Here is a 25668-nt window from a genome sequence, read left to right as displayed (position 1 = left end):
AACTGAGGCGAAATAAGTCAAGCTCCTTCCAGCGCGGGAAAAGCGCGTCGATGTTCCTCCGAATTCCCGATTGATTTTCGGAATGGAGTGTGGTTCCTTGTTTTTCGGAATGGAGTTCCGAAACAGGAACGGAGGAGATATCGCCATGCATCCGCTTCTGCGGCAGAAGGACCGCTTCATCTCGCGCAGCGAGGTTTCGGGCCTGATCGAGCGTCTGGCCGACAACCTTGTCGCCATCACCGATGAGACCGGAGAGTTCCTGCTGCGCCTGGAGGACGGGCGCGTGATCGACACCAAGGGTTGGGCCGGCTGGGAATGGACCCACGGCATCGGTCTCTATGGCCTGCTCAAGTACTGGGAACTGACCGGCAGCGACAAGGCCATGGGCATCATCCGCGAATGGTTCGACGCCCGCCTGGCCGAGGGCACGCCCACCAAGAACATCAACACCGTCGCGCCCTTCCTGACCTTGGCCTTTCTTTACGAACGTGACCGCCACCCCATGTGGCGCCCTTATCTGGAAGCCTGGGCCGAGTGGGTGATGCACGAGATGCCGCGCACGCGGCAGGGCGGGCTGCAGCACATCGTCTATAACAGCGTGAACGATCAGCAGCTGTGGGACGACACGCTGATGATGTCCGTGATGCCCCTGGCCAAGATCGGGCTGGTGCTGGACCGGCCGGACTATGTCGCCGAGGCGAAGTACCAGTTCCTGCTGCATGCGCAGTACCTGACGGATACGGCGACGGGCCTGTGGTTCCACGGCTGGACCTTTGACGGCGACCACAACTTCGCCCGTGCGCTCTGGGCGCGGGGGAACAGCTGGATCACCATCGCGATCCCGGAATTCGTGGAGCTGCTGGACCTGCCAGAAAGCGACCCGCTGCGTCGCCACCTGCTGTCGCTGCTGAACCGGCAAGCGGCCACCCTGCGCGACCTGCAGGACGACAGCGGGCTGTGGCACACGCTGCTGGACGACAAGGACAGCTATCTTGAGGCCTCGGCAACCGCCGGTTTCGCCTATGGCCTGCTGAAGGGCGTGCGCAAACGCTATCTGTCCGCCGACTACGCCCCCGTCGCCGAAAAGGCGATCCGCGGCGTCATCGACAACATTACCCCCGAGGGTGAACTGCTGAACGTGTCCTTTGGCACCGCGATGGGCCAGGACCTCGACTATTATCGCCAGATCAAGCTGACCTCGATGCCCTACGGGCAGGCGATGGCGATGTTCGCGCTGGCCGAATTCCTGCGCGGATACATCTGACGCGCATCTTTGCCTTGGAGGAGGAGAGTCCATGACCCATGCCAACACCGCGCTGACCGCGCTGGCGCTGATCCTGTCCGCAGGGGCCGTCCAGGGCGAAACGCTGCGCTTCGGCTATGCGCAGAACGCCACCCCCACCGTTGAAGCGATGGAAACTTTCGCCCGGCTGGTCGAGGAAAAGACCGGCGGCGACGTGACCGTCCAGTTCTTCCCGGACGGCCAGCTTGGCGGCGAACGCGAGATGGTCGAGATGGTGCAGGGCGGCGCGCTGGACATGACGAAGGTCTCGGGCGGACTTCTGGAGAGTTTCGCACCGATCTATGGCGTCTTTCCGATGCCATACCTGTTCGACGACCAGGACCATTTCTACCGGGTCATGGACGACGCGGCGATCATGGACCCGATCTACCAGTCGACGGCCGACCTGGGCTTCACCGGGCTGACCTACTACAATTCGGGGGCGCGCAATTTCTACACGGTGAAGACGCCGGTCGAGACGGTCGATGACCTGAAGGGCCTGAAGATCCGCGTGCTGCAAAGCCCGACCGCCATCCGCATGACCGAGCTTCTGGGCGCCACGCCCGTCGCCATGGGCCAGGCCGAGGTTTATACCTCGCTGCAGCAAGGCGTTCTGGACGGAGCCGAAAACAACGAGTTCGCCCTGACCATCGCCCGCCATGCCGAGGTGGCCAAGCACTACAGCACCGACGGCCACAGCCGCATCCCGGACATCCTGCTGATCGGCACCGCCGCCATGGAGCGCCTGACCGAAGAGCAGCGAACCGCCGTGGCGGAAGCCGCGAGAGAGTCGACGGAATTCCACAAGTCAGTTTGGGATGCCGCGGTCGAGGAAGCAGCAGCGCAGTCGCGCGACGAATTCGGGGTGACCTTCCACCAGCCCGACATCGCGCCCTTCCGCGATGCGGTGGCGCCGATGTACGACGAACTTGACGCCGACAAGCAGGCGGTCGCTTCCGCCATCCGCGACGCCGGGGTCAACTGATGCGGCGGCTGCGGCGCGGGCTGGACGCGGGTCTGGGCATCCTGTGCTGCAGCCTGCTTCTGACTTTGGTGGGGGTGCTGGCCTGGCAGGTCATCAGCCGATACGCGCTGAACGCGCCGTCGTCCTCGACCGAGGAAGTGTTGCGTTACGGCGTCATCTGGATGTCGCTGCTGGGGGCGGCCTATGCCACCGGCCGGGGCAGCCACATGAGCGTCGACATGCTGCGCGACCGCCTGCCGCGTCGGGGCAAGCTGCGGCTGGACGCGGTGGTGGCGGTGGGCTTCGTGGCCTTCGCGGGGCTCGTGCTGATCTGGGGCGGGATGAAGGGCGTGGCCATCGCATCCCTGCAGACAAGCGCCGTGATGCAGATCCCGATGAGCTGGGTCTACCTGTCGCTGCCGGTCAGCGGCGTCCTGATGATCCTCTACAGCCTGCTGAACCTGGCGGACCTGGCGCAGGGCCGGACGCATCACGCCCCCGCCGACGAGCAATCCGAGATGGTGGGGGAATAACATGGCCGGACCCGCAAGCCTGATCCTGATCGGTGTCTTCGGGGTGCTGACGATGATCGGCATTCCGCTGGCGCTGTCGATCACCGCCGCGGCCATCGCCGCCGTGCTGCTGGTGGTGCCGCTGGACATGGCGCTGTTCACCTCGGCACAGAAGATGCTGGCCAGCCTCGACAGTTTCTCGCTGCTGGCGGTGCCGTTCTTCATCCTGTCGGGCGTCATCATGAATTCGGGCGGGATCGCCGTGCGGCTGGTCGACTTCGCCAAGCTGATCGCGGGGCGCATTCCGGGGCCGCTGGCGCAGACCAACATCGCGGGCAACATGCTGTTCGGGGCGATCTCGGGCTCGGCCATCGCCGCCTCGACCTCGATCGGCGGCGTCATGGTCCCGATGCAGAAGCGGGAAGGCTATGACCCCGGCTTTGCCGCCGCCGTCAACATCGCCAGCGCCCCCACCGGCATGCTGATCCCGCCATCGACGGCGTTCATCATCTACTCGTTGGTGGCGGGCGGCGCGTCCATCGCGGCGCTGTTCATGGCGGGGGCAATGGCCGGGCTGCTCTGGGGCCTTGGCATGATGATCCTGACCGGCATCATCGCCCACCGCCGCGGCTGGCCTGTCGCCGCCGGCATCCGCGCGGCCGAGGCGCTGCGCGTGATCGGCCGCGCCATCCCCAGCCTGATGCTGATCGTCTTCATCATCGGCGGCATCATGCTGGGCATCGTCACCGCGGTCGAGGCCTCGGGTATTGCCGTCATCTACACCATGCTTCTGGCCTTCGCGGTCCACCGCACCGTGCCCCTGCGCGCTCTGCCGAGCTTCCTGATGGAGACGGTGCAGATGACCGGCACCATCATGCTGCTGCTGGCAGCCTCGGCCGCGCTCAGCTTCGCGATGGCGTTCACCGGCATCCCGGCTGCGGTGACCTCGCTGATCCTGACGATCTCTGAGGATCCGATCCTGGTGATGCTGATCATCAACGTGGTGCTGCTGGTCGTCGGCTGCTTCATGGACATGGGACCGGCGATCCTGATCTTCACGCCGATTCTGCTGCCCATCGCGCAGAAGGTCGGTTACGACCCCGTGCATTTCGGCGTCATCATGATCTTCAACCTGGCCATCGGCACGATCACTCCCCCGGTCGGGACTGGCCTTTTCGTTGGTGCCGGCGTTGCGCGCGTCCGGGTAGAGGTGGCCGTGCGTGCGCTTGGTCCATTCTATCTTCTGCTTCTGGGCGTCCTGCTGCTGGTGACATACGTGCCGGGGCTCACGATGTGGCTGCCGCGTCAGTTCGGTTTGTGAAACCGGGCGCTGCCGGGCAGGATCGGGTGGCGCGGACCTGTAACCGCTGGGGGTCCTTCAGGGGCGCGTCCTACAGATCTTGGCCCGCCGCAGCGGATGGTCCGGCTTAGGGGCGCCATCACGGCGATCGATGTACGCCTGATCAGCGACGGGGCACCCGAAGAACATCGGCAATATCACCACCGGTCGCCGATCAAAGATGGACATGGCACCGCCTCCACCCATGTCCGCAGCTTGTGTCGCCCTGCAGTTCCTCAGGGCGCTGCTCAGGTCTTGTCGGAAACGACGGGACGGGGGAGGTACGCTCAGATGGCGAAGATCTGACTTGCCGCGCCTGATCCTGCAACGCCGCCTGCCGGCAGCAGGCACTTGCGGCTCGAACGACGTCAGGGAGTGGTGAACGACCGCTGTATCGGCTTGTGGGCATCACCAGGATCAAGTTTCCTGACCGCGGTGAACTGCGAACGCCAAAGTGGTCGATTGGGGTGACGCCGATGGCGCAAAGGCTATTTTGCCACACCGACAAGACCTGGCACTGTTCCGCCACAAAGCTGAAGGAGAAAGCCGTTGTTGAAACTGAACCTTGCCGCCACCGCGACGATCGTTGTGTTGACGCTGGGACAGGGGGCCGCCGCCGAGTGTGTGGGCAAGAACCTCTTCGACCATTTGCCTGCCGCGCAAATGGACGCGATCGAGGCAGCCATCGTCGACGTGCCCTTCCACGAGGGCCTGATCTTCGAGGCCCGACGAGACGACCAGCGCATTACCCTGATCGGCACCTATCATTTCGGCGACGCGCGCCACCAGCCGATGATCGACCGCCTGCGCCCCGTCATCGCCGATGGGAACGCGCTCTATGTCGAAGCCGGGCCCGAGGAGGAGGCGCGGCTGACCAAGGCCTTGGCCGAGGACCCGTCGCTGATGGTGGACCAGAGCGGCGCGACACTGCCGGAACGGCTGTCGGGCGCGGAATGGCAGGCGCTGGCGGATGCGATGGCAGATCGTGGCACGCCGGCGGTCATCACGGCCCGGATGCGCCCTTGGTACGTGGCGATGATGCTCGGGATCTCTCCCTGCATGATCCGGACCATGGCCGAGCAGGGCGGCAAGGCAGGAGGGCTGGATCACCGGCTGGTCAAGGTTGCCGAAGAAGCCGCAGTCCCGGTCCGCGCGCTGGAGCCTTGGGACACCGTCTTCACCCTGTTCGCCGACCTGACGCCGCAAGAGGAACTGGACATGATCCGCGCCTCGCTGCCCGCCGCGGGCTATGCCGACGACTATGCCGTGACGCTGACGGACGCCTACTTCGAGGGCGACGTCTGGAAGATCTGGGAATTTGGCCGCTTCGACGCCTATGCCAATTCCGGCCTTTCGCGGGAAGAGGTCGACCGGCAGATGGACCTGGCGCAAGCGCGGCTGATGAACGACCGGAACCAGGCGTGGATCGGGCCGCTGCTGGACGGCGCCGCCGCGGCCGCCGCCGAGGACCGCGGAATCGTCGCGGCCTTTGGCGCGCTTCACCTTCCGGGCGATCGCGGCGTCCTGTCGCTGCTGCAGCGGGAAGGCTTCCGCATCGAGCGGCTGGACTGACCCTTACTGGCCGTTCAGTACGCCCAGGGCGTGGGCCTGGTTGCCCTTGCGATAGGTGATGCGGCTGTCACCGATGGCCGTGATCGTGCCGCCGTTGATGCGGTCGCCAAGCCGCAGCGTCAGCACGCGACCGTTCGACAGGCGCACCAGCGCGCGGCTGGCCTGTCCCGCGCCGATGGTACCGATGATCTGTGTGCTGTTCAGCCGGATGCCGTCCGACACCGTCGCGCTGGCCCCGGCATTGCCGACTGCATTTTGAGGAACGGCGGCGACGACGTCGGGTTCGTTGTCAACCTCTGGGGGGCGATAGTTCTGGTTGCGGGCGGCGGCGGCCCGCGCCTCGGCCTCGGCCTGCGCACGGGCGCGGGCCTCGGCGGCGGCGCGGGCCTGCGCCTCGGCCCGCGCGTCGGCGGCGGCCTGCGACCGCGCGCGCGCCTCGGCCTGCGCCTGCAGTTCGGCATCCTGGCGCAGCTGTTCGGCGCGGCTGGCCTCCATCGCCTGAGCCTCGGCTGCCGCACGCAGGTCGGCCGAGGACGGCACGGCTGCCGCGACCGGCGCGGCTGTCGCCACCATCGCGTTGACGGCCGCCCCGGCAGCGCGGCGGGGCGGAAGCGCGGATGACGTCAGAGCCGTCAGCGCCACGGCGCCCGGCGATGCGGGACTTTGCTCGATGGCCGAGGCGATCGCCGCCTCGACGGCGTCGGCGGACGCTCCGCCTCCGGGTTTGCTGCGTGGGCGGGCTGACCGCCCGATGCCAGCAGATGCCGAAGGGGCAGGTTCCACTGCGGCGGTGCTGGCGCGGCTGGCGGGCCGTGAGGACGCGACGGCTTCCGACACTGCGTTCTCGACCGCCTGTTGCGAAGGCGCGCGCAGCGAGACGGGCTTCCGGCTTGGCCGGGCATCGGCCAGTTGGAAGACCAGGCCACGCTCGGCCTTGGACAGCGGCGCGGCATCGGCTTGCGCCGTCCGCAGGTCGCGCAGCTGCTGGCGGACCTGGTCCTTCTCGGCCTCGGTCAGGCGACGGGGCTGATCATCTTCAGCCGTGCTGCCTTCCTCAAGCTGCGACAGGTTCGCGGGGCGCGACGGTGGGCGCGGGGACCCGGCGGCAATGGGCGCGGCGGGTTCGGCCGCCGCCGGAGCGGCCTGGCGCTGGGTGGGGCTGGGCGGACGCGCGGCCGTGGGTGCCGGCGCTGGCGCGGGGGACGGCGCAGCGGCCGCAGGCGCCGGAGCCTCGGCCGCAGCAGGCGTCGGCCGTGCCGGAGGCCGTGACCCCGACGGTCGCGCGGGCTGCGTCTGCGTGGCCGCATCGTAGGGCAGCGGGTTCGACGGCACGCGCGGCCGGCTGTCCGGAAGCGCCGGAGCACTGGCCGAGGCCGGCGTCGCCCGCGGCGGGCGCTGCGACGTCGCAAGCCGACCTGCTGGGCGGGCGGCCGTCGGTGCCTGTGGCGCGCTTGCCGCGGTCGCAGGGATGGCCGTGGTTGCCGGTGGTGCCGTTCCGGTCGCCGGCGCGGCCTGGGTCGCATCCGCAACGGGCGCTGGCTGAGGCGCGACAGCATCGGGCGCCGACGCAGTCGAAGCTGTCGGCGCAGCTTCGGCAACGATCTCGGCGGCGGGACCGGCGATCGACGCACCCGTTTCGCCGAGGTCACCTGCGTCCGGGGCGTCTGCGAACGGCTGCGGCAGGTCGGCTTCAGCTGACGCCTCGGCCGTGGGTGCGAGGGGCATCGCAGGCGCTGGCGCCACCTCGGGTGCGACAGGTTCAGCCGCTGCGGCGTCGACCGCCGCAGGCGCTTGGGGCACAGCGGCGTCTTCAGGGTCTGCCATCGCTTCGGCGAGGGCGCGGCTCAGAGCATCCTGACCCGACGGAGCCTCGGTCGGTGCGGGTTCAGGCTCGGTGGCCGGAGCAGTGGCGACCTGCGGCGCAGGTGCCACTGTCTCTGCGACGTCGGGGGCGGTGGCGGGTTCGGGCACCGGTCGGCCGAAATAGATGAGCGCGGCGACAAGCACCAGGGCCAGCGCCGCGACCATGATCGGCAGACGGGCAGGGTCCATGCCGCGCAGGCGGGAAACGAGGCCGCCTGAGGTGGCGATCTCGGTCGTGGATACGCTGCTCCGCTGCGCGCGGGCGGCCGCGGCGCGCGAGTGAACGGCCTCGGCCCTGGGCGACAGCCGCTTGGCCGTCAGCGGCCCTTGCCCGTGGCGGATCACGGCTGATCCCCCTTCGACAGTTGGGGCCTGCGCCACGGCGGCAGGAGGGGCCGCTTCGCGATCTTCCATCACGACGTGCGGGATGATGCGGGACACCACCGGCAGGACCGGTCCCACGGCCTCACTCGATTGCTCGACCTCGATCCGGGGAGCAGTCACGCGGGCCTGCGTCAGGTCGGGTTCGCTGAAGGGGCGGCGGCCCACCTGGTCCTGCGCCAACCGCGACGGCCCGAAATCCGGCTGCCCGTCAAACCGGTCATCGCCCGGCCGCGCCTGGAATCCCGACGGCCGGAAGCCCTGGGCGCGGGCGAACTCCTCGGCCTCATCCAAGGTGCGGCGCGCGACGGCGGCGACGCGCAGCGTTTCGATGTCGCCGTTTGCGGCCGGGCACCAGTCGAAGGCCAGGTCGCCGGAATGATATGGCGTCGAGGCCTCGAGTGCCTTGGCGATCGTCGCTGCGGTGTCAGAGCCGAAGGGCACCGTCAGCACGGTATAGAGGATCTGGTCGTCGGGGATCACCAGCACAGTATCCGGCTCTCCGACGCCGGGGCCTGCCTGCAGGCGCAGCGCGTGCAGCGCGCCGGCGATGTCGCGCCCCGAGAAGGGCGCCTGTCCCAGCACCTGCCAGCCGGGACCGTCCCGGTATTCGAGTTGTACCGCCTCCTGCGTGAAGCTCATGGCGAATTCCGGATGCGCGGCGTGCTGATTCATGTGTGTTCGTTGCTCGATCTGCACCGTGCGATCATTGCGCGCGATGTCGTTGTCCTCAATCCGATCTCTACCGCAAATTGTGGATCGTTGAAAGAAGAACTGCCACATCTGTGATCGGATTCGCGGCGCCGGGGGCTAGGCAGCCGGTGATCGGCGGGGCATCAAGTCTTCAGCGATTGCGCGATCAGAAAGGACCCTTGATGCGACCGATCTTCACATCCTCCCGTGTTCGCCGGCTGGCCTTGTCCGGGGCCGTCGCGGTGCTTGCCGCAGCCCCTCTTGCGGCGGCCGCCCAGTCCTGCGGCATGGCCGGACCCTCGCGCCTGACGGTCAGCGGCGAAGGACAATCCCGCGTCGCGCCGGACATGGCGACTGTGCAGTTGGGCGTAACGACGCAGGCCGACAGTGCGGCCGAGGCGATGCGCCTGAATTCGGACCAGCAGGCGGCCGTCATCGAGGCGCTGCGCGGCGCCGGCATCGACGAGACGCAGATCCAGACTTCGGGGCTGACCCTGAACCCGATGATGAACTATCCCGAGAACCAGGCGCCCGAGGTCACCGGCTATCAGGCCAGCAACATCGTCAGCGTGCGCGTGACCGACCTGGCCCGCACCGGAGAGGTTCTGGACGCAATCGTCGCGGCCGGCGCGAACGAGATCAACGGCATCACCTTCAGCCGCGAGGACGGCGCCGAGGCGCTGGACCAGGCGCGCCGCGACGCGGTCGCCGATGCGCGCCGCAAGGCCGAGGTTCTGGCCGAGGCCTCCGGCACGACGCTTGGCCCGATCATCGCCCTGCGCGATGTCGCGACCGGCGGCGGCGGTCCGCGCCCGATGATGCGCATGGATGCCGCGATGGCCGAGTCGGTGCCGGTGCAGCCCGGAGAGGTCGAGATGTCGGCGCAGGTCGAGATCGAATACGGCCTGACCGGCGACGGAGCCTGCGCGCCGATGCACCACGGCAAGCGCCACGGTCACGGCAAGGACGCGCCCGAAGTCGTGCCGCCCATGCCGGGTGACGCCGCCCCCGCGCCGGACGAGCCGATCGTTCCCGGCATCGAGGAACCACTGCCCGAAGCGCCCGCGAACTGATCGGGCGGACCGGGGGCAGCATCCCGGTCCGCACCCTCAGGCGGTCGCCTTGGCCAGCGCCTGGTCCAGATCCGCGATCAGGTCGTCGGGATCCTCGATCCCCACCGACAGGCGCACGACCTCGGGCGCGGCGCCTGCGGCGCGCTGCTGGTCTTCGGTCAGTTGCCGGTGCGTGGTCGAGGCCGAATGGATCACCAGCGACCGCGCGTCGCCCAGGTTGGCGACATGGCTAAACAGTTGCAGCGCATCGACCAGCCTGACCGCCGCCGCATATCCGCCCTTGATCGCGAAGGTGAACAGCGCCCCCGCGCCCTTCGGGTAAAGCCGCCGCGCCGTCGCACTGCAGGGCGAGCTGTCCAGCCCGGCATAGGTCACCGTTTCAACCCGCGGATCGGCCTGCAGCCATTCCGCGACCTTCTGGGCGTTCGCGACGTGGCGCTCCATCCGCAGGCCCAGGGTCTCGATCCCCATCAGCGTGTAATGCGCACCTTGCGGGTTCATCGTCATGCCGAGGTCGCGCAGCCCGATGGCGATGCCGTGGAAGGTGAAGGCGAGCGATCCGAAGGTCTCGTGGAACGTCATGCCGTGATAGGCGGGCTCGGGCGCCGAAAGGCTGGGGAACTTGTCGCTGGCCGACCAGTCGAACTTGCCGCTGTCCACGACGACCCCGCCCGTCACGGTACCGTTCCCGGTCATGTACTTCGTCAGACTGTGGACAACCAGCGTGGCGCCCATCTCGATCGGGCGGCAGAGGTAGGGCGTCGCCAGCGTGTTGTCGACGATCAGCGGGATGCCCGCCGCATCCGCCACCGCGGCGATTGCGGGGATGTCCGCGACATGGCCGCCGGGGTTGCCGATCGACTCGCAGAAGATCGCCCGCGTGTCGCCGTCAATGGCCGTCCGCAGCGCGTCGGGGTCGTCGATGTCGACGAAGCGCGCCTTCCAGCCAAAGCGGCGGATCGTGTGGCTGAACTGCGTGACCGTCCCGCCGTAAAGGCGGGTCGAGGCCACGATGTTGCGCCCCGGCTCCATCAGCGGGAACAGCGCCATGATCTGGGCGGCGTGGCCGGACGAACAGCAGACCGCCCCTGCGCCGCCCTCGAGCGCGGCGATGCGCGATTGCAGCGCCGCGACCGTCGGGTTCGTCAGGCGCGAATAGATGAAACCCACCTTTTGCAGGTTGAAAAGCCGCGCGGCGTGTTCGGCGTCGCGAAAGGCATAGGCCGTGGTTTGATAGATCGGCACCTGCCGCGCGCCGGTGGCCGGATCGGCGGCGGCACCCGCATGGATGGCAAGCGTGTCGAAGCCGTGGTTCTGGGTCATGTCATCCCTCCTGATGGTGCGGCCAGCTTAGCGGGGCCGCGCCCGTGCGCCAACGATCAGCGCGTCTGCCGCCGTGCCATGAAGGCCAGCTTTTCGAACAGCGCGACGTCCTGTTCGTTCTTCAGCAGCGCGCCGTGCAGGCGGGGCAGCATGGTCGACGGGTCGCGCTTCAGGTCCGCGGGCGCCAGGTCCTCGGCCAGGATCAGCTTGAGCCAGTCAAGGAACTCGCTGGTCGACGGTTTCTTCTTCAGGCCCGGCACATCGCGCAGTTCCACGAATTGCGAGAGCGCCGCGTCCAGAAGGGCGGGTCTGAGGCCGGGGAAATGCACCTCGACGATGGCCTTCAGCGTGTCGGCGTCGGGGAAGCGGATGTAGTGGAAAAAGCAGCGGCGCAGGAAGGCGTCCGGCAGCTCTTTCTCGTTGTTCGAGGTGATTATGACGACAGGGCGATGTTTGGCGCGGACGGTCTCTCCGGTCTCGTAGATGTGGAACTCCATCCGGTCGAGTTCCTGCAGAAGGTCGTTCGGGAATTCGATATCGGCCTTGTCGACCTCGTCGATCAGCAGGACGGTACGCGTTGGCGCCTCGAACGCCTGCCACAGCTTGCCCTTGCGGATATAGTGCGCGACGTCGTGGACCCGTTCGTCGCCCAACTGGCTGTCGCGCAACCGGCTGACGGCGTCGTATTCATAGAGGCCCTGCTGCGCCTTGGTAGTGGATTTCACGTGCCATTCGATGATCGGCATCGCCAGGCTGGCCGCGACCTGCCGCGCCAGCTCTGTCTTGCCGGTCCCCGGCTCTCCCTTGACCAGAAGCGGGCGCTCCAGCGTGACGGCCGCGTTGACGGCCATCGCCAGGTCGGGTGGCGCGACATAGCGGTCGGTGCCGGAAAACTGCATGAAAACACTCCTTTTGCGAGAAACCCTTGGCGCAAGCAGCCCTTTTGCGGTGTCGGATTGCACAATACGCATGACAGCAGCTTCAACCCTAGTGACAAGCAGGACGTCATACTTTATGGGGGCGCGCAAGGTGCCGGAATCTTTGCTCCGCCCGGCGCCGCCGGAGGACGTATGAAAGCCCAGACCTTCCTGCCCCAGGACTATCGTCCCGCCGAGGACGAGCCCTTCATGAACGACCGCCAGCTGGAATACTTCCGGCGGAAACTCGAAGCCTGGAAACAGGAGCTGCTGGACCAGTCGGCCGAGACGCTGGAAGGTCTTCAGGACAGTGCCCGCGCGGTGCCCGACCTGGCCGACCGCGCCAGCGAGGAAACCGACCGCGCGCTGGAACTTCGCACCCGGGACCGCCAGCGCAAGCTGGTCAGCAAGATCGACGCCGCGCTGCGCCGCATCGAGACGGGCGATTACGGCTATTGCGAGATGACCGGAGAGCCGATCAGCCTGCGCCGCCTTGACGCCCGCCCCATTGCCACCATGACGCTGGAGGCGCAGGAGCGTCACGAGCGCAAGGAACGCGTTCACCGCGACGACTGAAAGGTCTTTCCGCCGGAGGTGCCGATGGGTTCGCTTTCCGACCGCACGGCGACGATCGTGGGGGCCGGCATCGGCGGCCTGACGGCGGCGCTTGCCCTGGCACGGCGCGGGGCGCGCGTGACCGTTCTGGAACGGGCGCCGGCACTGACCGAAGTCGGCGCGGGCCTCCAACTGTCGGCCAATTCGGTTCGGGTGCTTGATGCGCTCGGATTGGGGGCCTCGCTGGATGCGGTCACGCTGCGGACGGCGGCGGTTCAGCTGAACGACCAGCAGGGGCGCCGCGTGCTGCGGATGGATCTTCTGGCGCACCGGTCGCAGGTCCGCTTCGTGCTGATCCACCGGGCGTCCTTGGTGTCGCTGTTGGCAGAGGCCGCGGCGGCCGCCGGCGTGGACCTGCGCTTCGGCCAGGATCTCGACAGCGTTCCCGATGTGCCGCTGGTCGTGGCCGCGGATGGGGTCAAAAGCCGCCTCCGCCCCTTGCTGGCCGGGCGCGAGGTGCCGTTCTTCACCGGCCAGACCGCCTGGAGGGCGGTGATCCCCGCCAAGCCGGACTCCGCCCCGGAAGCGCATGTCTTCATGGGGCCGGGGCGTCACATCGTCAGCTATCCGCTGGCGGGCGGGCTGCGCAACATCGTCGCCGTCGAGGAGCGGCGCGACTGGCAGGACGAAGGATGGTCCCACCCCGGCGATCCCGACCAGCTGCGGGCGGCCTTCGCAGGCTTCGGCGGCCCTGTCCCCGGTTGGCTTGCCGCCATCGGGCAGGTCCACCTCTGGGGGCTTTTCCGGCACGAGGTTGCGACGCGGTGGCATGACGGGCGGCTGGTCCTGCTGGGCGATGCCGCGCATCCGACGCTGCCGTTTCTGGCCCAGGGCGCGGGAATGGCGATCGAGGATGCCTGGGTTCTGGCCGCCTGTCTGGACGACGATGCCGACCAGGGCGTCGCGCTTTCGCGTTATCAGTCGCTGCGACAGCCGCGCACGCGTCGCATCGTGGCTGCCGCGAACGCCAATGCGCGGAACTATCACCTCGGCGGGGCGAAGCGCCTTCTGGGTCATGCTGCCCTGCGGCTGGCGGATCGCGCGGCGCCCGGGCTGATGCCCGGACGCTTCGACTGGCTCTACGACTACGATCCGGTGGCGGACCTGGCGGGTTAGACGGCGTGCTCGACGGCGGTGACGATGTCGTCGACGACCTGGCTCAGCACGGTTTCATCCTCGGCTTCGGCCATCACGCGGATCAGCGGTTCGGTGCCGGACTTGCGGATCAGCACGCGACCGTGGCCCGCCAGCCGCGCCTCGGCATCGGCGATGACCCGTCGTACACCGTCGGTCGACAGCGGATCGGCCCCCGGCGCATAGCGGACATTCTTCAGCATCTGCGGGACGGGATCGAACTGGCTGACAAGCTCGCTGGCGGTTTGCCCTGTTTCGGCCATCGCGCCCAAAACCTGCATTGCGGCAACCAAGCCGTCGCCGGTCGTCGCATAGTCCGTCATCACGATGTGGCCGGATTGTTCGCCGCCCAGGTTGAAACCACCCTCGCGCATGCGCTCGACCACGTAGCGGTCGCCGACCTTCGTGCGCTCCAGCCTCAGGCCGCGACCGTCGAGATAGTGTTCAAGCCCCAGGTTCGACATCACCGTCGCGACCAGCGCCCTGCCGGCCAGCCGGCCCTGGTCCGCCCAACGGCCCGCCAGCAGCGCCATGATCTGGTCGCCGTCCGCGACGCGCCCCTTCTCATCGACGATCACCACGCGGTCGGCGTCCCCGTCCAGGCTGATCCCAAGATGCGCGCCGTGTTCGCACACCGCCGCAGCACAGGCCTGCGGATGGGTGCTGCCGACGCCATCGTTGATGTTGGACCCGTCGGGCTTGATGCCAAGCGGGATGACATCGGCTCCCAGCTCCCACAAGACATCGGGCGCGGCGCGATAGGCGGCACCGTGGGCGCAGTCGATGACCACCTTCAGCCCGTCCAGCCGCAGCTTCGAGGGCAGGGTGGTCTTGGCATATTCGACATAGCGGCCGCGTCCGTCGTCGATGCGCTTGGCGCGGCCGATATTGACCGGTTGCGCCGGTTCGATATGACCCGAGACGATCGCCTCGATCTCGGCCTCGGCCTCGTCGGACAGCTTGAAGCCGTCGGGACCGAAGAACTTGATCCCGTTGTCGTCGGCCGGGTTGTGACTGGCCGAGATCATGATCCCCAGGTCGGCGCGCATGGACCGCGTGAGGAACCCGACCGCGGGCGTCGGCACGGGTCCCAGCAGCAGGACGTTCATGCCGGTGCTGGTCAGCCCCGCCGTCAGCGCGTTTTCCAGCATATAGCCGGACAGCCGCGTATCCTTGCCGATCACCACCCGGTGACGATTGCGCCCGTCGCGGCGGAAGTATCGTCCAGCCGCCGCACCAAGCCGCAACGCCATCTCGGCGGTCATGGGAAAGGCGTTTGCCCGCCCGCGCACGCCGTCCGTTCCGAAGAGTTTCCTGCTCATGTCACTGCCTTTTCATTTTCATTGAGGGCTGCGATCAGGCGCAGCCCTTGTGCATGTTCGGCGACGTCGTGGACCCGGTGGATCTGGATTCCTTGCGCAACCGCCGCAACCGTCAGCGCCAGCGTTCCCGGTACCCGATCGGCTGGCGTCTCGGCGCCGCCGATGGTGCCGATGAAGCGCTTGCGCGAGATGCCCAGAAGCACCGGGCAGCCCAGGCCGTGAAACAGCGAGATCCGCCGCAGAATCGCCAGATTATGCGCCTGCGTCTTGCCAAAGCCGATCCCCGGATCGATCACGATCCTGTCCGCCCGGACCCCCGCCGCGACAGCACGCGCCACGCGGTCCGCCAGCGCGTCGTAGACATCCAGAAGAACATCGTCGTATCGCGGATGGTGCTGCATCGTCTCGGGCAGGCCCTGGGCGTGCATCAGGCAGACGGGAACCCCGGCCTGCGCCACGACCGCGGGCAGATTGGGGTCGAAGTCGAACCCCGACACGTCGTTCACCAACGCCGCACCCCCAGCCAGCGCGGCCCTTGCGACCTCCGCCTTCCGCGTATCGATCGAGACCGGGATCATCGCCGACATCCCCGTCACGACCGGCAGGACACGGGCCGTCTCCTCGGGCACGGGCAACTCCGCCGCTCCGGGGCGGGTCGATTCGCCGCCTATGTCGAGGATGTCGGCGCCGTTGTCGACCAGCGTCCGCGCCTGCTGCAGGGGATCGTAATGGCCGCCGTCCGAAAAGCTGTCCGGCGTGGCGTTGACGATGCCCATCAGGCGCGGGCGGTCCAGCGACAGGCCCATGAGTGGTGGGCGAGGCGCCGTCAGCGCCTTCATGATGTCATCGGGTGCCGTTTCGATCACGACGGGTGCCTGGCCGCGCTGCAGACGTTCGAAGCTGGAAAAGCCCGTCCAGCCGCCGGCAAGGCGCCAGCGACCGCCATGGGCCTGCGGGATGGGGCGGTAATAGACGCGGTCCCCGGACATGGTCGCGCCCGTCACCCTGCGCCAAGCCGCCGGGACAGCCAGGCGGCCAGGTCGGCGGGCGTTTCACCTGCGGCGGGATCATCGGCCGCAAGGCGCGCCGGCGCCCAGACCACGGGCTGGCGCTGCCGGATGGCGGCGTCGAGTTCCGTTCGCGTCTCGGCAACCTCGATGCCCAGACCGCCCGCAACTGCCCAGGCCGACTGGTCGAGCGCCAGAAGGGTGATGCGGCGGGCATTGCGCGCCCGGGGCAGGTGATGATCTGATGGCGGGGGAACCAGCACCACAGCTCCTTCGGGCGCGGCAGCACCCGGCTGAAAAAGTTGCACGGTCACGTCGGGAACGGCTGCCGTGACCGGCACGCGTCCGGCATCGCGGACGATCGAGACGCCGAGTGCGCCCGGGCCGCGATCCAGCTTTTCGACGGTGACGGCGACAGTTGCGGCACGCGGATGGGCCAGCACCTCGGCAGCGATCTTTTCGGCCAGCGTCTCGACAAGGTTATAGCGCCGATCGGCGAGGGCCGTCGCGACCGCCTGCGTCAGCACGTCATAGGACAGGATGTTGTCAACGTGGTCACCGCTGCCGGTGACGGCGTCCCGCAGGTCGACCGTGACGTTGAAGCGCAGCCGCTGGTCCAGCCCGCGTTCGGACTGGAACGCGCCGATTTCAGCCGAAATGACGTGGTCGCGCAGAAAAATGCGATCTGGATGTTCCATAACCGTCATTCAGCGCAAAACGGCGGCGCGGGCAAGCCCCTGTCGCGTCAGTTGGACGCCACGCGCTGGTTGGCGCGGTAGAAGATGTGACGGCCGATCTGCACCGTCTTCTGGAATCGGCGCGACCACGAGGGGCGAACGGCCGGCGTGTGAAAATAGGTGGCTCCGCCAGTCAACTGGCGCGGTGCGCCCGCCAGCGCCTCGGCCGCGATGTCCCGGGCCCGCAGGAAGGCGGACTTGTTGCGGATCGGCTTCGACCCGCCGATGGTATAGCTGAACTGGCTGGGCTGGTTGATCACGCCGCAGACGGTGGCGGGAAAGGCGCGGCTGTCGACACGGTTCAGGATCACCTCGGCCACGGCCTGCTGGCCCTGGCGCCCTTCGCCCCGCGCCTCGTGATAAAGGGCCTCTGCCAGGCATTGCAGATCGGCCTCGGAATGGGTGGTCCGGGTGCTGGCGAGGTGCAGCGTTGCTACCGGCGCATCGTCGATCATTTCGACTGCCACGGGGTCAGCGCCGGTAAACAGCAACGGCGTCGGTCGCGGCGCATTCGCCGCGGCGGCCGTGCCGAACAGGCCGCCGCCGGACGAGAAGAGGGAACCGTTCCCCCCCGCGGCAGCACCCGAGACAAAAAGAGGCGTGGCGATGGCAGCACAAAGACAGGCGTGCGCCAGCCGATCTGGCAGCATGGGCATGTTCAGTCCTATAAACTTCACCCCTTGAAAGGGCGTTAAGGTCAGAGCGCCGAGAGCAGATCGGCGCGTTTCAGGTTCGAAGAACTGCTTAAGGTTTTACCGATTGCCCGATCTATCCCACTTCGCCGTGAAGGGCGGGAATGGCGGGTTTCTGGCAGATCGGGGCGAAATACCGCCATGCGTGTCGGCGCGATCAGGCGAGTTCCAGCCGATCACGCCGCCGTGTTGCTGCGGAGCAGAAAACCTTGCAACGTCAGGTTGCAGGTTCAGTCCGAATCACAGGACCTGCGCGCCCGGATCGCGGACTGCGCCGCCGCAAGCCGGGCGACGGGAACACGGAATGGCGAACATGACACGTAGTCGATGTCGGCGTCATGACAGAACGCGATGGACTCCGGGTTGCCTCCGTGTTCGCCGCAGACGCTGATGGTGATCCCCGGTTTCTGCTGCCGGGCCCGACGGACGCCGGTCAGCAGCAGTTCCCCGACACCGTCCTGGTCGAGGACGTGGAACGGGTCCTCGGCATAGACGCCCTGGCCGACATACGTACCCATGAAGCGCCCCGCGTCGTCGCGCGACAGGCCATAGGTCATCTGCGTCAAGTCGTTCGTGCCGAAGGACAGGAAGGCCGAATGCGCCGCGATGTCGCCTGCGCGCAGCGCCGCGCGGGGCGTTTCGACCATCACCCCCAGGCGATAGGTGAACTCGGCCCGCATCTCGTTCCTGACGGCGGCGGCGACGGCGTCGATGCGGGTCTTGACCAGTTCGACTTCTCGCATGGCGCTGACCAGGGGGATCATGATCTCGGGGACGACGGGGTCACCCTTGCGGCTGGCCTCGACCGTCGCCTCGAAGATCGCGCGCGCCTGCATGTCGTAGATCTCGGGAACCGTGATCCCCAGGCGGACGCCGCGCATGCCCAGCATCGGGTTGAATTCGCTCAACGCCTCGACTCGCCGCGTGACGTGGGACAGCGGCAGGTCGAGGGACTCCGCAAGTTCCCGCAGGCCGTCGCGGTCATGGGGCAGGAACTCGTGCAGCGGCGGATCGAACAGCCGGATCGTGACAGGCAGGCCGGCCATGATCTCGAACAGGCGGGTGAAGTCCTGCCGCTGCATCGGCAGGATGCGGTCCAGCGACAGGCGGCGATCCTCGGGGCTGTCGGCGAAGATCATCTCGCGCATGGCGGGCAGACGCTCGGCGTCGAAGAACATGTGCTCGGTCCGGCAGAGACCGATGCCCTGCGCCTGGAAGCGCCGGGCAGTCAGCGCATCCTCGGGGGTGTCGGCATTGGCGCGGACGTGAAGGCCGCCCGCCCCGGCCGACCAGTCCATCAGCTGCGTGAAGGCGTCGTCCAGCGCCGGCGGCAGAAGAACGGCCGCGCCCGCCAGCACCTCGCCAGAGCTGCCGTCGATGGTGATCTCGTCGCCCTCGTGCAGGACATGCGTGCCTGCGCTCAGGGTCCGGCCGCGCGCGTCGATGGACAGGCCCGTGGCCCCAACGATGCAGGGCAGGCCAAGGCCGCGGGCGATGACGGCCGCGTGGCTGGTGGTACCGCCCCGCTCTGTCAGAACCGCGACCGAGGCATGCATCCCGCGGATATCCTCGGGCACCGTTTCGCGACGGACGAGGATGCAGGCCTCTCCGCGCGACTGCGCGGACTGGGCAGCGGCTGCGGAAAAGACGATGCGGCCGGTGGCGGCGCCGGGGCTGGCGTCGATGCCGCGCGCGATCAGCTTGCGCGGGGCCCGGGGGTCGACCTGGTGGTGCAGCAGGTCGGCCAGCGCCCGGGGCTCGACCCGCATCAGCGCCTCGTCATGCGGAATGATGCCGTCGCGCGCCAGGCTGACGGCGATGCGGACGCTGGCGCGGCTGCTGCGGGCGACCCGCGTCGCGTCGATGACCGAGATGTGGCCGCCCGTCACCACGAACTCGATCTGCATCTCCTCGCGCAGGCGTTCGCGGGCGGCGATGCCGAAGCGGACGAGGTCGGCGAAGATCTCGGGCGCCGTATCCTCGAGCGAGGGGCCGCGTTCGTCGCTGGTCAGGTAGAGCGTCTCGGCCCCGCTGCCCACGGCTGCACCGTGGTGCTGGCCACGAAAGCGGCCGGTGACGCGGGGTGCGCCGGTCACCGGGTCGATGAACTGGATCGTCCCCGACCCGCAGAGGCCCGGCCCAAGCGCCAGCGCCATTTCCTGCACGACCAACCCCAGCGGAGCGTCGGGCGGCGCGCCCTTGGCCTGGCGCAGAAGACGCGCTGTCGGGCCGTCCCAGGCCCGCGCCATGCTGCGCAGGACCTCCGACAGCTGCTCGGCGGGGTCCTGAGGGAAGGGGGCGTCCATCTCGTCGCGATAGCAGCGCAGAGCTTCGGCCAGCGCGTCGGGGCCGTCCTGCGTGAACATGTCCGGGTCCAGCCGCGCGATGTGGATCGCATAACTTTGCACGAAGGACAGATAGACCGCATCGGCATTGGCCTTGCCAAGAGCGGATACCAGCCGCACATGGACGTCGTCGTTGATGCCGACGTTCAGCACCGTCCCCGGACCGCCCCATTCGGGCATCACCGCTGAAGGGCGCACGCTGACAAGCCCGTTGCCCGCGAAGACGTCGCGCAGCGCCTCGGGTTGGACGCGGCGGCCTTGCGCGATGATGCGCACCGTTTCGGCAGAGATCGCGAAGCTGCGGGGGACCGGAAGCTGCATCCGGACCAGCCGCTGCAGGCATTTGGCACGCCATCCGTGGTGGGCGCGGTCGATACGCCCGGAAGGCGTGATCTCGGTCGCCTCGCTGATGTCATGCATGTTCATGAGGCCGCAGCATGGCCTTGCACCGCCATTGCTGCAAGGGCGAAAAAGGGGGCAAATGCCCCCTTTCAGCAGTTCATCGGGGGAAGGCTCAGGCGCCTTCCTCTTCGGCACCCTGGATGCTGACGTCCAGCATGTAGTCGGGCTCTTCGACCGCGCCGTTGGCGGCTGCGTCGCCCTTCTTGATGCTGTCCAGCACTTCCCAGCCTTCGATCAGTTGGCCGACGACGGTGTACTGGCCGTCAAGAAATTGTGCCGGCGCCAGATCGATGAAGAACTGGCTGTTGGCGCTGTTCGGGTCGGCCGCGCGGGCCATGCCGACGGTGCCGCGCCCGAAGGTCGTGTCGCTGAACTCGGCCTCGAGATCGGGCAGGTCGGATCCGCCCATGCCGGCCATCGAGGTGTCCTCGCCCTGCTTGCCGTTGGCCACGTCGCCGGTCTGCGCCATGAAGCCGTCGATCACGCGGTGGAACACCACGCCGTCATAGGCGCCCTGTTCGGTCAGTTCGACCAGGCGGGCGACGTGGTTCGGGGCCAGGTCCTCGCGCAGGTCCAGGACCATCGTGCCCTTGGAATTACCCTCGGCGTCCGCGACCTCGATGACCATGTTCGGGCCTTCGGTGTCCTCGACCTCGGGGTTGGTGCCCTGAGCGAAGGCGGCCGTGGTGCCAAGCGCAAGAACGGCGGGGATCAGGACGAACTTACGCATCGGCGGCCACCTTCACGCTGATCATACGGTCGGGCTGCGCGGGCGGTTCGCCGCGGGCGATCTTGTCGACATGCTCCATCCCCTCGACGACGCGGCCATAAACGGTGTACTGGCCGTTCAGGAAGTGGTTGTCGCCGAAGTTGATGAAGAACTGGCTGTTGGCGCTGTCGGGGTTCTGCGACCGCGCGGCGCCAAGCGTGCCGCGATCATGCGGCAGCTTCGAGAATTCGGCCGGCAGGTCCGGCTTGTCCGAACCGCCGGTTCCTGCGCGGCCCGGGTTGTAGCCATTTTCCATGTTGGCATGGGCCACGTCGCCGGTCTGGGCCATGAAGCCCTCGATCACGCGGTGGAAGGCGACGTTGTCATAGGCGCCGGCGCGGGCCAGTTCCTTCATGCGCTCCACATGCTTGGGGGCAACATCGTTCAGCAGCTCGATGACGACGGGGCCATCCTTGAGCTCCATGATGATGGTGTTCTCTGGGTCCTTGATATCGGCCATGCGGCCCTCCTTTGACAGGTTCGCCCTCTGATCTAGGGACTTGCCCGGCGAAGGGCAACGCGCGAAACCGTGACTCGTCCGTACCGGCGGGATCATGCGAAGCGCGCCCGGCCTTGGCGCGGTTGACGACCCCCGTTCCATGCGGGACAAGCCTGTCAACGCCCCACACCGGAAGGATGCAAGGATGACCAGGTTCCACACGATCGACGACATGGATCTTGACGGAAAGGTGGTGCTGACCCGCGTCGACGTGAACGTGCCCGTCGAAGATGGCCGCGTCACCGACACCACGCGCATCGACAAGATCGTGCCGACCGTCAGGGACATCCAGGCCAAGGGCGGCATCCCCGTGCTGCTGGCGCATTTCGACCGTCCCAAGGGCGAACGCGTCGACAGCATGAGCCTAAAGCAGATCGTCCCGGCGCTGGAAGCGGCCTTGGGCCAGCCCGTCGTCTTCGCCGACGACTGCATCGGCGGTCCCGCCAAGCGCGTCGTCGCCGCGTTGCAGCCGGGGCAGGTTGCGCTGCTTGAAAACACGCGGTTCCACGCGGGCGAGGAAGCCAATGACGCGACTTTCGCGGCCTCCCTCGCGGCCCTCGGCGGTGCCTATGTCAACGACGCCTTCTCGGCGGCGCACCGCGCTCATGCCTCGACCGAGGGGCTTGCGCGGCTGCTGAATTCCGGCGCAGGCCGCCTGATGGAGGCCGAGCTGAAGGCGCTGCACGCGGCCTTGGGCAACCCACAGCGGCCGGTGATGGCGGTCGTGGGCGGCGCCAAGGTCTCGACCAAGTTGGAACTGCTGGAGAACCTGGTGGCGAAGGTCGACCACCTGGTGATCGGTGGCGGCATGGCGAACACCTTCCTGGTGGCGCAGGGGGTCGAGGTCGGCAAGTCGCTGGCCGAACGCGACATGGCCGACACCGCCCGCGCGATCCTGGAGAAGGCTCAGGCGACGGGGTGCAGGATCCACCTGCCGGTCGATATCGTCATCGCCCGCGAATTCAAGGCCGGCGCCGCGTCCGAGACGCTGCCGGTTGATCAGTGCCCCGCCGACGCGATGATCCTCGACGCGGGCCCCGAGACGGTCGAGGCGCTGCGCCAAGCGATGACGGCCTGCAAGACGCTGATCTGGAATGGCCCCCTTGGCGCCTTCGAGATCGAGCCCTTTGACCGCGCCACGAATGCGGCTGCGCAGGCCGCGGCGGAGCTGACGCGCGGCGGCGGCCTCGTGTCAGTTGCCGGCGGCGGCGACACGGTGGCGGCGCTGAACAAGGCGGGGGTTGCCGGGGACTTCACCTTTATCTCGACCGCGGGCGGCGCGTTCCTTGAATGGATGGAGGGCAAGGACCTGCCCGGGGTCGCGGCGCTGGAAACGTCGACCCGATAAGAACTGCACGGCCGGGGGGTGATCCCCCCGGCCGATCAGGTCCGGTCGGCGTCTCCCTCAGGGCTCTGCGCGTCGGGTCGGGCGCCTGCCTCGTATCCCGTCAGCAACTTCAGCCACTGCTTATAGGCCATCGGCGGGATGACCCGTTCGGCGGCCCTTGTGATTTCGGTCGGCGGAAGCTCTGCCGGCGACGATCCTGCCGCACCGCGCTGCTGGTCGTCCGGCAGCACCCGTGCCGGCGTCGGTGCCGCATCTGACCGCGGAAGCTGGTAATGGCCAAGGGTGGTGGTCAGGAACATGGTTATCCTCCGCTTGCAGGCTGATCTTCTTCAGATATCGTGAAAAATCGTCCGGTAATCGACTTCTGTTTTCATAGAAGTTTACCGGCTTTTCCGGCGCATCCTTGCTGCGGTGCGGCATCATTTCTCAGGCAGCTGAACTTGTTAGCGTAACCAGCATTGCTGCGGATTCGGTGCATGTTATCCAACGCCCACACCAGAGGAGAGAACTCATGCAGATGACCGATACGGTGCGCCGCATCCTGGCCAATTACGAAGGCGAGACGCCGGGCGTGAAGGCCCAACTGGCGCGAATGCTGATGACGGGCCAACTGGCTGGCACCGGCAAGATGATCATCCTGCCCGTCGACCAGGGCTTCGAACACGGCCCGGCCCGGTCCTTCGCGCCGAACCCCGCCGGCTATGATCCGCATTACCATTATCAGCTGGCGATCGACGCGGGCTTGAACGCTTATGCCGCGCCGCTGGGGATGATCGAGGCAGGGGCCGATACCTTTGCGGGCCAGATCCCGACGATTCTGAAGGTCAACAGCGCCAACAGCCTGATGTCGAACACCGCAGGCAAGAACCAGGCGGTTACGGCTTCGGTTGACGATGCGCTGCGCCTTGGCTGCGCGGCGATCGGCTTTACCATCTATCCGGGTTCGGACATGGCGCTGGACATGTTCGAAGAGATCGTCGAAATGCGACGCGAGGCCGCCGCCAAGGGCGTGGCGACCGTGATCTGGTCCTATCCGCGCGGCGAGGCGATCACCAAGGACGGCGAGACCGCCATCGACGTCGCCGCCTATGCCGCCCAGATCGCGGCGCTGATCGGTGCGCACATCATCAAGATCAAGCTGTCGACGGACCACCTGATGCTGCCCGAGGCCAAGAAGGTCTATGAGGAGAAGGGCATCGACGTGGCGACGCAGGCGGCACGTGTGAAGCACTGCATGGAGGCGAGCTTCGGCGGGCGTCGCATCGTCGTCTTCTCGGGCGGCGCGGCCAAGGGGGCCGATGCGGTCTTCGACGACGCGCGGGCGATCCGCGGCGGTGGCGGCAACGGGTCGATCATCGGGCGGAACAGCTTCCAGCGCTCGCGCACCGACGCGCTCGAGATGCTGCAGAAGCTGGTGGACATCTACAAGGGCGCCTGATCGACCCAGCGGACGCGCCCCCTTGCGGGGGCGCGACGACATCAGCGCCTGGCGGCGCGGGACGGGGGACCAGAGGCCCCCCTTTTTTCAGACTTCCTCGATCCGCAGTTCCACCGGGTCGCTGACAAGGACGCCGGTGCGGGGCAGGGCTTCAATGGCGAAGTCGATCGCCTCGGGCGTGGTCTTGTGAGTCACGACGAGGACCGGAACGCTGGCGGGGCTGTGCTGGCCGTATTGCCGCATCCGGTCGATCGAGATGCCCGCATCGCCGAGCACGGTCGCGACCTTGGCCAGCGCCCCCGGCTTGTCCTGCAGTTCGAGGCGCATGTAATAGGCGGCCGGAACGGCGGTTCGCGCAGGCTGAGCGGCCACGAGCGTCTCGGCGGGCTGGCCGAAGACGGGCAGGCGGACGCCACGTGCAATCTCGATGATGTCGGACATGACCGCGCTGGCGGTGGGGCCTTCGCCGGCACCTGCGCCGCGCAGGACGATCTGTCCGACGCTGTCGCCCTCGATCACCACCATGTTTGTACCACCGACAAGCTGCCCCAGCGGGCTGTCGGCGGGCACGAGGCAGGGCGACATGCGCTGTTCCAGCCCTCGCGCGGTCGTCTGCGCGACGCCCAGCAGCTTGATGCGATAGCCCATGTCGGCCGCGCGGCGGATGTCATCTATGCTGACGCGCTCGATCCCCTCGATCTCGACGGCGTCGAAGCTGACCTGCGTGCCGAAGGCGATCGAGGACAGGATCGCCAGTTTGTGCCCGGCATCGATGCCGCCCACGTCCAGCGTCGGGTCGGCCTCGAGATAGCCGAGCTGGCGCGCCTCCTCGAAGACGGCCTCGTAGGGCAGGCCCGCGCTTTCCATCCGGGTCAGGATATAGTTGCAGGTGCCGTTCATGACGCCCATCACGCGGGTGATGCGGTTGCCGGCCAACGATTCCGTCATCGACTTGATGACCGGGATGCCGCCTGCCACCGCAGCCTCGAACCGGATCACGCGGCCAAGGCTTTCGGCCAGTTCCGCCAAGGCCTGTCCGTGCATCGCCAGCAGCGCCTTGTTGGCGGTCACGACATCCTTTCCGGCCCGCAAAGCGGCTTCGATGCTATCGCGCGCGATGCCCGTGTCGCCGCCGACCAGCTCGATGAACACGTCGACGTCGTCGGCCGTCGCGACGGCCATCGGGTCAACCTCCCACCGGTAGGCGGACAGGTCGGCGTCGCGGTTCTTCATCCGGTCGCGTGCTGAAACGGCGGTGATGGCCACCGGACGTCCCGAGCGTTTCGCCAGCAGATCGGCGTGCTTCTGGACGATCTTGACGACACCGATGCCGACGGTGCCAAGCCCGGCGATGCCGAGGCGGAGGGGGGACGTCATGGGTTCCTCTCATCCTTGATTTCGCGGGTGTTAGCGCGGCTGAGCGGCTGTTGCAACGCGCGAA

Annotated in this window: 22 protein-coding genes; 10 read left to right on the top strand and 12 right to left on the bottom strand. The window is 67.6% G+C overall.

Features of this window, described 5'->3' with window-relative positions; genetic code table 11:
- Positions 1-145: 145 nt before the first annotated feature.
- From bglB to OC159_RS04795, 5 genes are all read left to right on the top strand, one after another.
- Positions 146-1264, top strand: a complete 1119-nt coding sequence (bglB, locus tag OC159_RS04815) for a beta-galactosidase BglB (protein WP_265500014.1) — start codon at positions 146-148, stop codon at positions 1262-1264.
- A 31-nt stretch (positions 1265-1295) separates the two neighbouring features.
- A complete protein-coding gene (locus tag OC159_RS04810; RefSeq protein WP_265500013.1) occupies positions 1296-2267 on the top strand; it encodes a TRAP transporter substrate-binding protein in 972 nt (323 codons plus the stop codon).
- On the top strand, positions 2267-2779 hold the full coding sequence (locus OC159_RS04805) for a TRAP transporter small permease (protein WP_265500012.1): 513 nt from the start codon (positions 2267-2269) through the stop codon (positions 2777-2779). The genes OC159_RS04810 and OC159_RS04805 overlap by 1 nt, the downstream gene beginning before the upstream one ends.
- A 1-nt stretch (position 2780) precedes the next feature.
- A complete protein-coding gene (locus OC159_RS04800; RefSeq protein WP_265500011.1) occupies positions 2781-4079 on the top strand; it encodes a TRAP transporter large permease in 1299 nt (432 codons plus the stop codon).
- Positions 4080-4646: 567 nt separating this feature from the next.
- Positions 4647-5669 (top strand): TraB/GumN family protein, encoded by a 1023-nt coding sequence (locus OC159_RS04795; RefSeq protein ID WP_265500010.1) that lies wholly within the window; start codon positions 4647-4649, stop codon positions 5667-5669.
- A gap of 3 nt (positions 5670-5672) precedes the next feature.
- On the opposite strand, the gene OC159_RS04790 is transcribed toward OC159_RS04795, so the two are convergent.
- A complete protein-coding gene (locus OC159_RS04790) occupies positions 5673-8588 on the bottom strand; it encodes a hypothetical protein (RefSeq protein WP_265500009.1) in 2916 nt (971 codons plus the stop codon).
- 200 nt (positions 8589-8788) lie between these two features.
- Between OC159_RS04790 and OC159_RS04785 the strand changes: the two genes are divergently transcribed.
- A complete protein-coding gene (locus tag OC159_RS04785; RefSeq protein WP_265500008.1) occupies positions 8789-9679 on the top strand; it encodes an SIMPL domain-containing protein in 891 nt (296 codons plus the stop codon).
- A 36-nt stretch (positions 9680-9715) separates the two neighbouring features.
- Here OC159_RS04785 and OC159_RS04780 read toward each other — a convergent pair whose 3' ends face one another.
- Positions 9716-11002 carry an O-acetylhomoserine aminocarboxypropyltransferase/cysteine synthase family protein gene (locus tag OC159_RS04780; protein ID WP_265500007.1) on the bottom strand — a complete coding sequence of 429 codons (1287 nt, stop codon included), beginning with the start codon at positions 11000-11002 and terminating at the stop codon, positions 9716-9718.
- A 56-nt stretch (positions 11003-11058) separates the two neighbouring features.
- On the bottom strand, positions 11059-11901 hold the full coding sequence (locus OC159_RS04775; protein WP_265500006.1) for an AAA family ATPase: 843 nt from the start codon (positions 11899-11901) through the stop codon (positions 11059-11061).
- 171 nt (positions 11902-12072) lie between these two features.
- Here OC159_RS04775 and dksA point away from each other — a divergent pair, with 171 nt between their 5' ends.
- On the top strand, positions 12073-12495 hold the full coding sequence (gene dksA, locus OC159_RS04770) for an RNA polymerase-binding protein DksA (RefSeq protein WP_265500005.1): 423 nt from the start codon (positions 12073-12075) through the stop codon (positions 12493-12495).
- Between the two features lie 24 nt (positions 12496-12519).
- Positions 12520-13650 (top strand): FAD-dependent oxidoreductase, encoded by a 1131-nt coding sequence (locus OC159_RS04765; RefSeq protein WP_265500004.1) that lies wholly within the window; start codon positions 12520-12522, stop codon positions 13648-13650.
- Here the strand turns inward: OC159_RS04765 and glmM are convergent.
- The 7 genes from glmM to OC159_RS04730 form a co-directional block, all read right to left on the bottom strand.
- Complete coding sequence (gene glmM, locus OC159_RS04760; protein WP_265500003.1) at positions 13647-14990, bottom strand: phosphoglucosamine mutase; 1344 nt, start codon at positions 14988-14990, stop codon at positions 13647-13649. The genes OC159_RS04765 and glmM overlap by 4 nt on opposite strands.
- A complete protein-coding gene (gene folP / locus OC159_RS04755) occupies positions 14987-15979 on the bottom strand; it encodes a dihydropteroate synthase (RefSeq protein WP_265500055.1) in 993 nt (330 codons plus the stop codon). Before folP ends, glmM begins: the two co-directional genes overlap by 4 nt.
- Before the next feature lie 11 nt (positions 15980-15990).
- The gene (locus OC159_RS04750) at positions 15991-16695 is read right to left on the bottom strand and encodes a dihydroneopterin aldolase (protein ID WP_265500002.1); all 705 of its coding nucleotides are present in this window, start codon (positions 16693-16695) and stop codon (positions 15991-15993) included.
- Positions 16696-16742: 47 nt separating this feature from the next.
- Positions 16743-17390: a cell wall hydrolase gene (locus OC159_RS04745; protein ID WP_265500001.1), complete on the bottom strand. Its 648-nt coding sequence runs from the start codon at positions 17388-17390 to the stop codon at positions 16743-16745.
- Between the two features lie 266 nt (positions 17391-17656).
- Positions 17657-20197, bottom strand: coding sequence for a putative PEP-binding protein (locus tag OC159_RS04740; RefSeq protein WP_407674051.1), 2541 nt, complete (start codon positions 20195-20197; stop codon positions 17657-17659).
- An 88-nt stretch (positions 20198-20285) separates the two neighbouring features.
- Positions 20286-20903, bottom strand: coding sequence for a peptidylprolyl isomerase (locus OC159_RS04735; RefSeq protein ID WP_265500000.1), 618 nt, complete (start codon positions 20901-20903; stop codon positions 20286-20288).
- Positions 20896-21402 carry a peptidylprolyl isomerase gene (locus tag OC159_RS04730; RefSeq protein WP_265499999.1) on the bottom strand — a complete coding sequence of 169 codons (507 nt, stop codon included), beginning with the start codon at positions 21400-21402 and terminating at the stop codon, positions 20896-20898. Before OC159_RS04730 ends, OC159_RS04735 begins: the two co-directional genes overlap by 8 nt.
- 184 nt (positions 21403-21586) lie before the next feature.
- Here OC159_RS04730 and OC159_RS04725 point away from each other — a divergent pair, with 184 nt between their 5' ends.
- Entirely contained in the window at positions 21587-22789 is a 1203-nt protein-coding gene (locus OC159_RS04725; protein WP_265499998.1) for a phosphoglycerate kinase, read from the top strand.
- 35 nt (positions 22790-22824) lie between these two features.
- On the opposite strand, the gene OC159_RS04720 is transcribed toward OC159_RS04725, so the two are convergent.
- Positions 22825-23088 (bottom strand): hypothetical protein, encoded by a 264-nt coding sequence (locus tag OC159_RS04720; protein ID WP_265499997.1) that lies wholly within the window; start codon positions 23086-23088, stop codon positions 22825-22827.
- Between the two features lie 212 nt (positions 23089-23300).
- Here OC159_RS04720 and OC159_RS04715 point away from each other — a divergent pair, with 212 nt between their 5' ends.
- Complete coding sequence (locus tag OC159_RS04715) at positions 23301-24227, top strand: class I fructose-bisphosphate aldolase (protein ID WP_265499996.1); 927 nt, start codon at positions 23301-23303, stop codon at positions 24225-24227.
- Between the two features lie 87 nt (positions 24228-24314).
- On the opposite strand, the gene OC159_RS04710 is transcribed toward OC159_RS04715, so the two are convergent.
- The gene (locus OC159_RS04710; RefSeq protein ID WP_265499995.1) at positions 24315-25604 is read right to left on the bottom strand and encodes a homoserine dehydrogenase; all 1290 of its coding nucleotides are present in this window, start codon (positions 25602-25604) and stop codon (positions 24315-24317) included.
- Positions 25605-25668 lie beyond the last annotated feature (64 nt).

The organism is Paracoccus beibuensis (assembly GCF_026162625.1).
Taxonomy (GTDB): Bacteria; Pseudomonadota; Alphaproteobacteria; order Rhodobacterales; family Rhodobacteraceae; genus Paracoccus; species Paracoccus beibuensis.
Note: the sequence above shows the minus strand (reverse complement) of the source record. Positions and strands in the feature narration are given on the sequence as shown.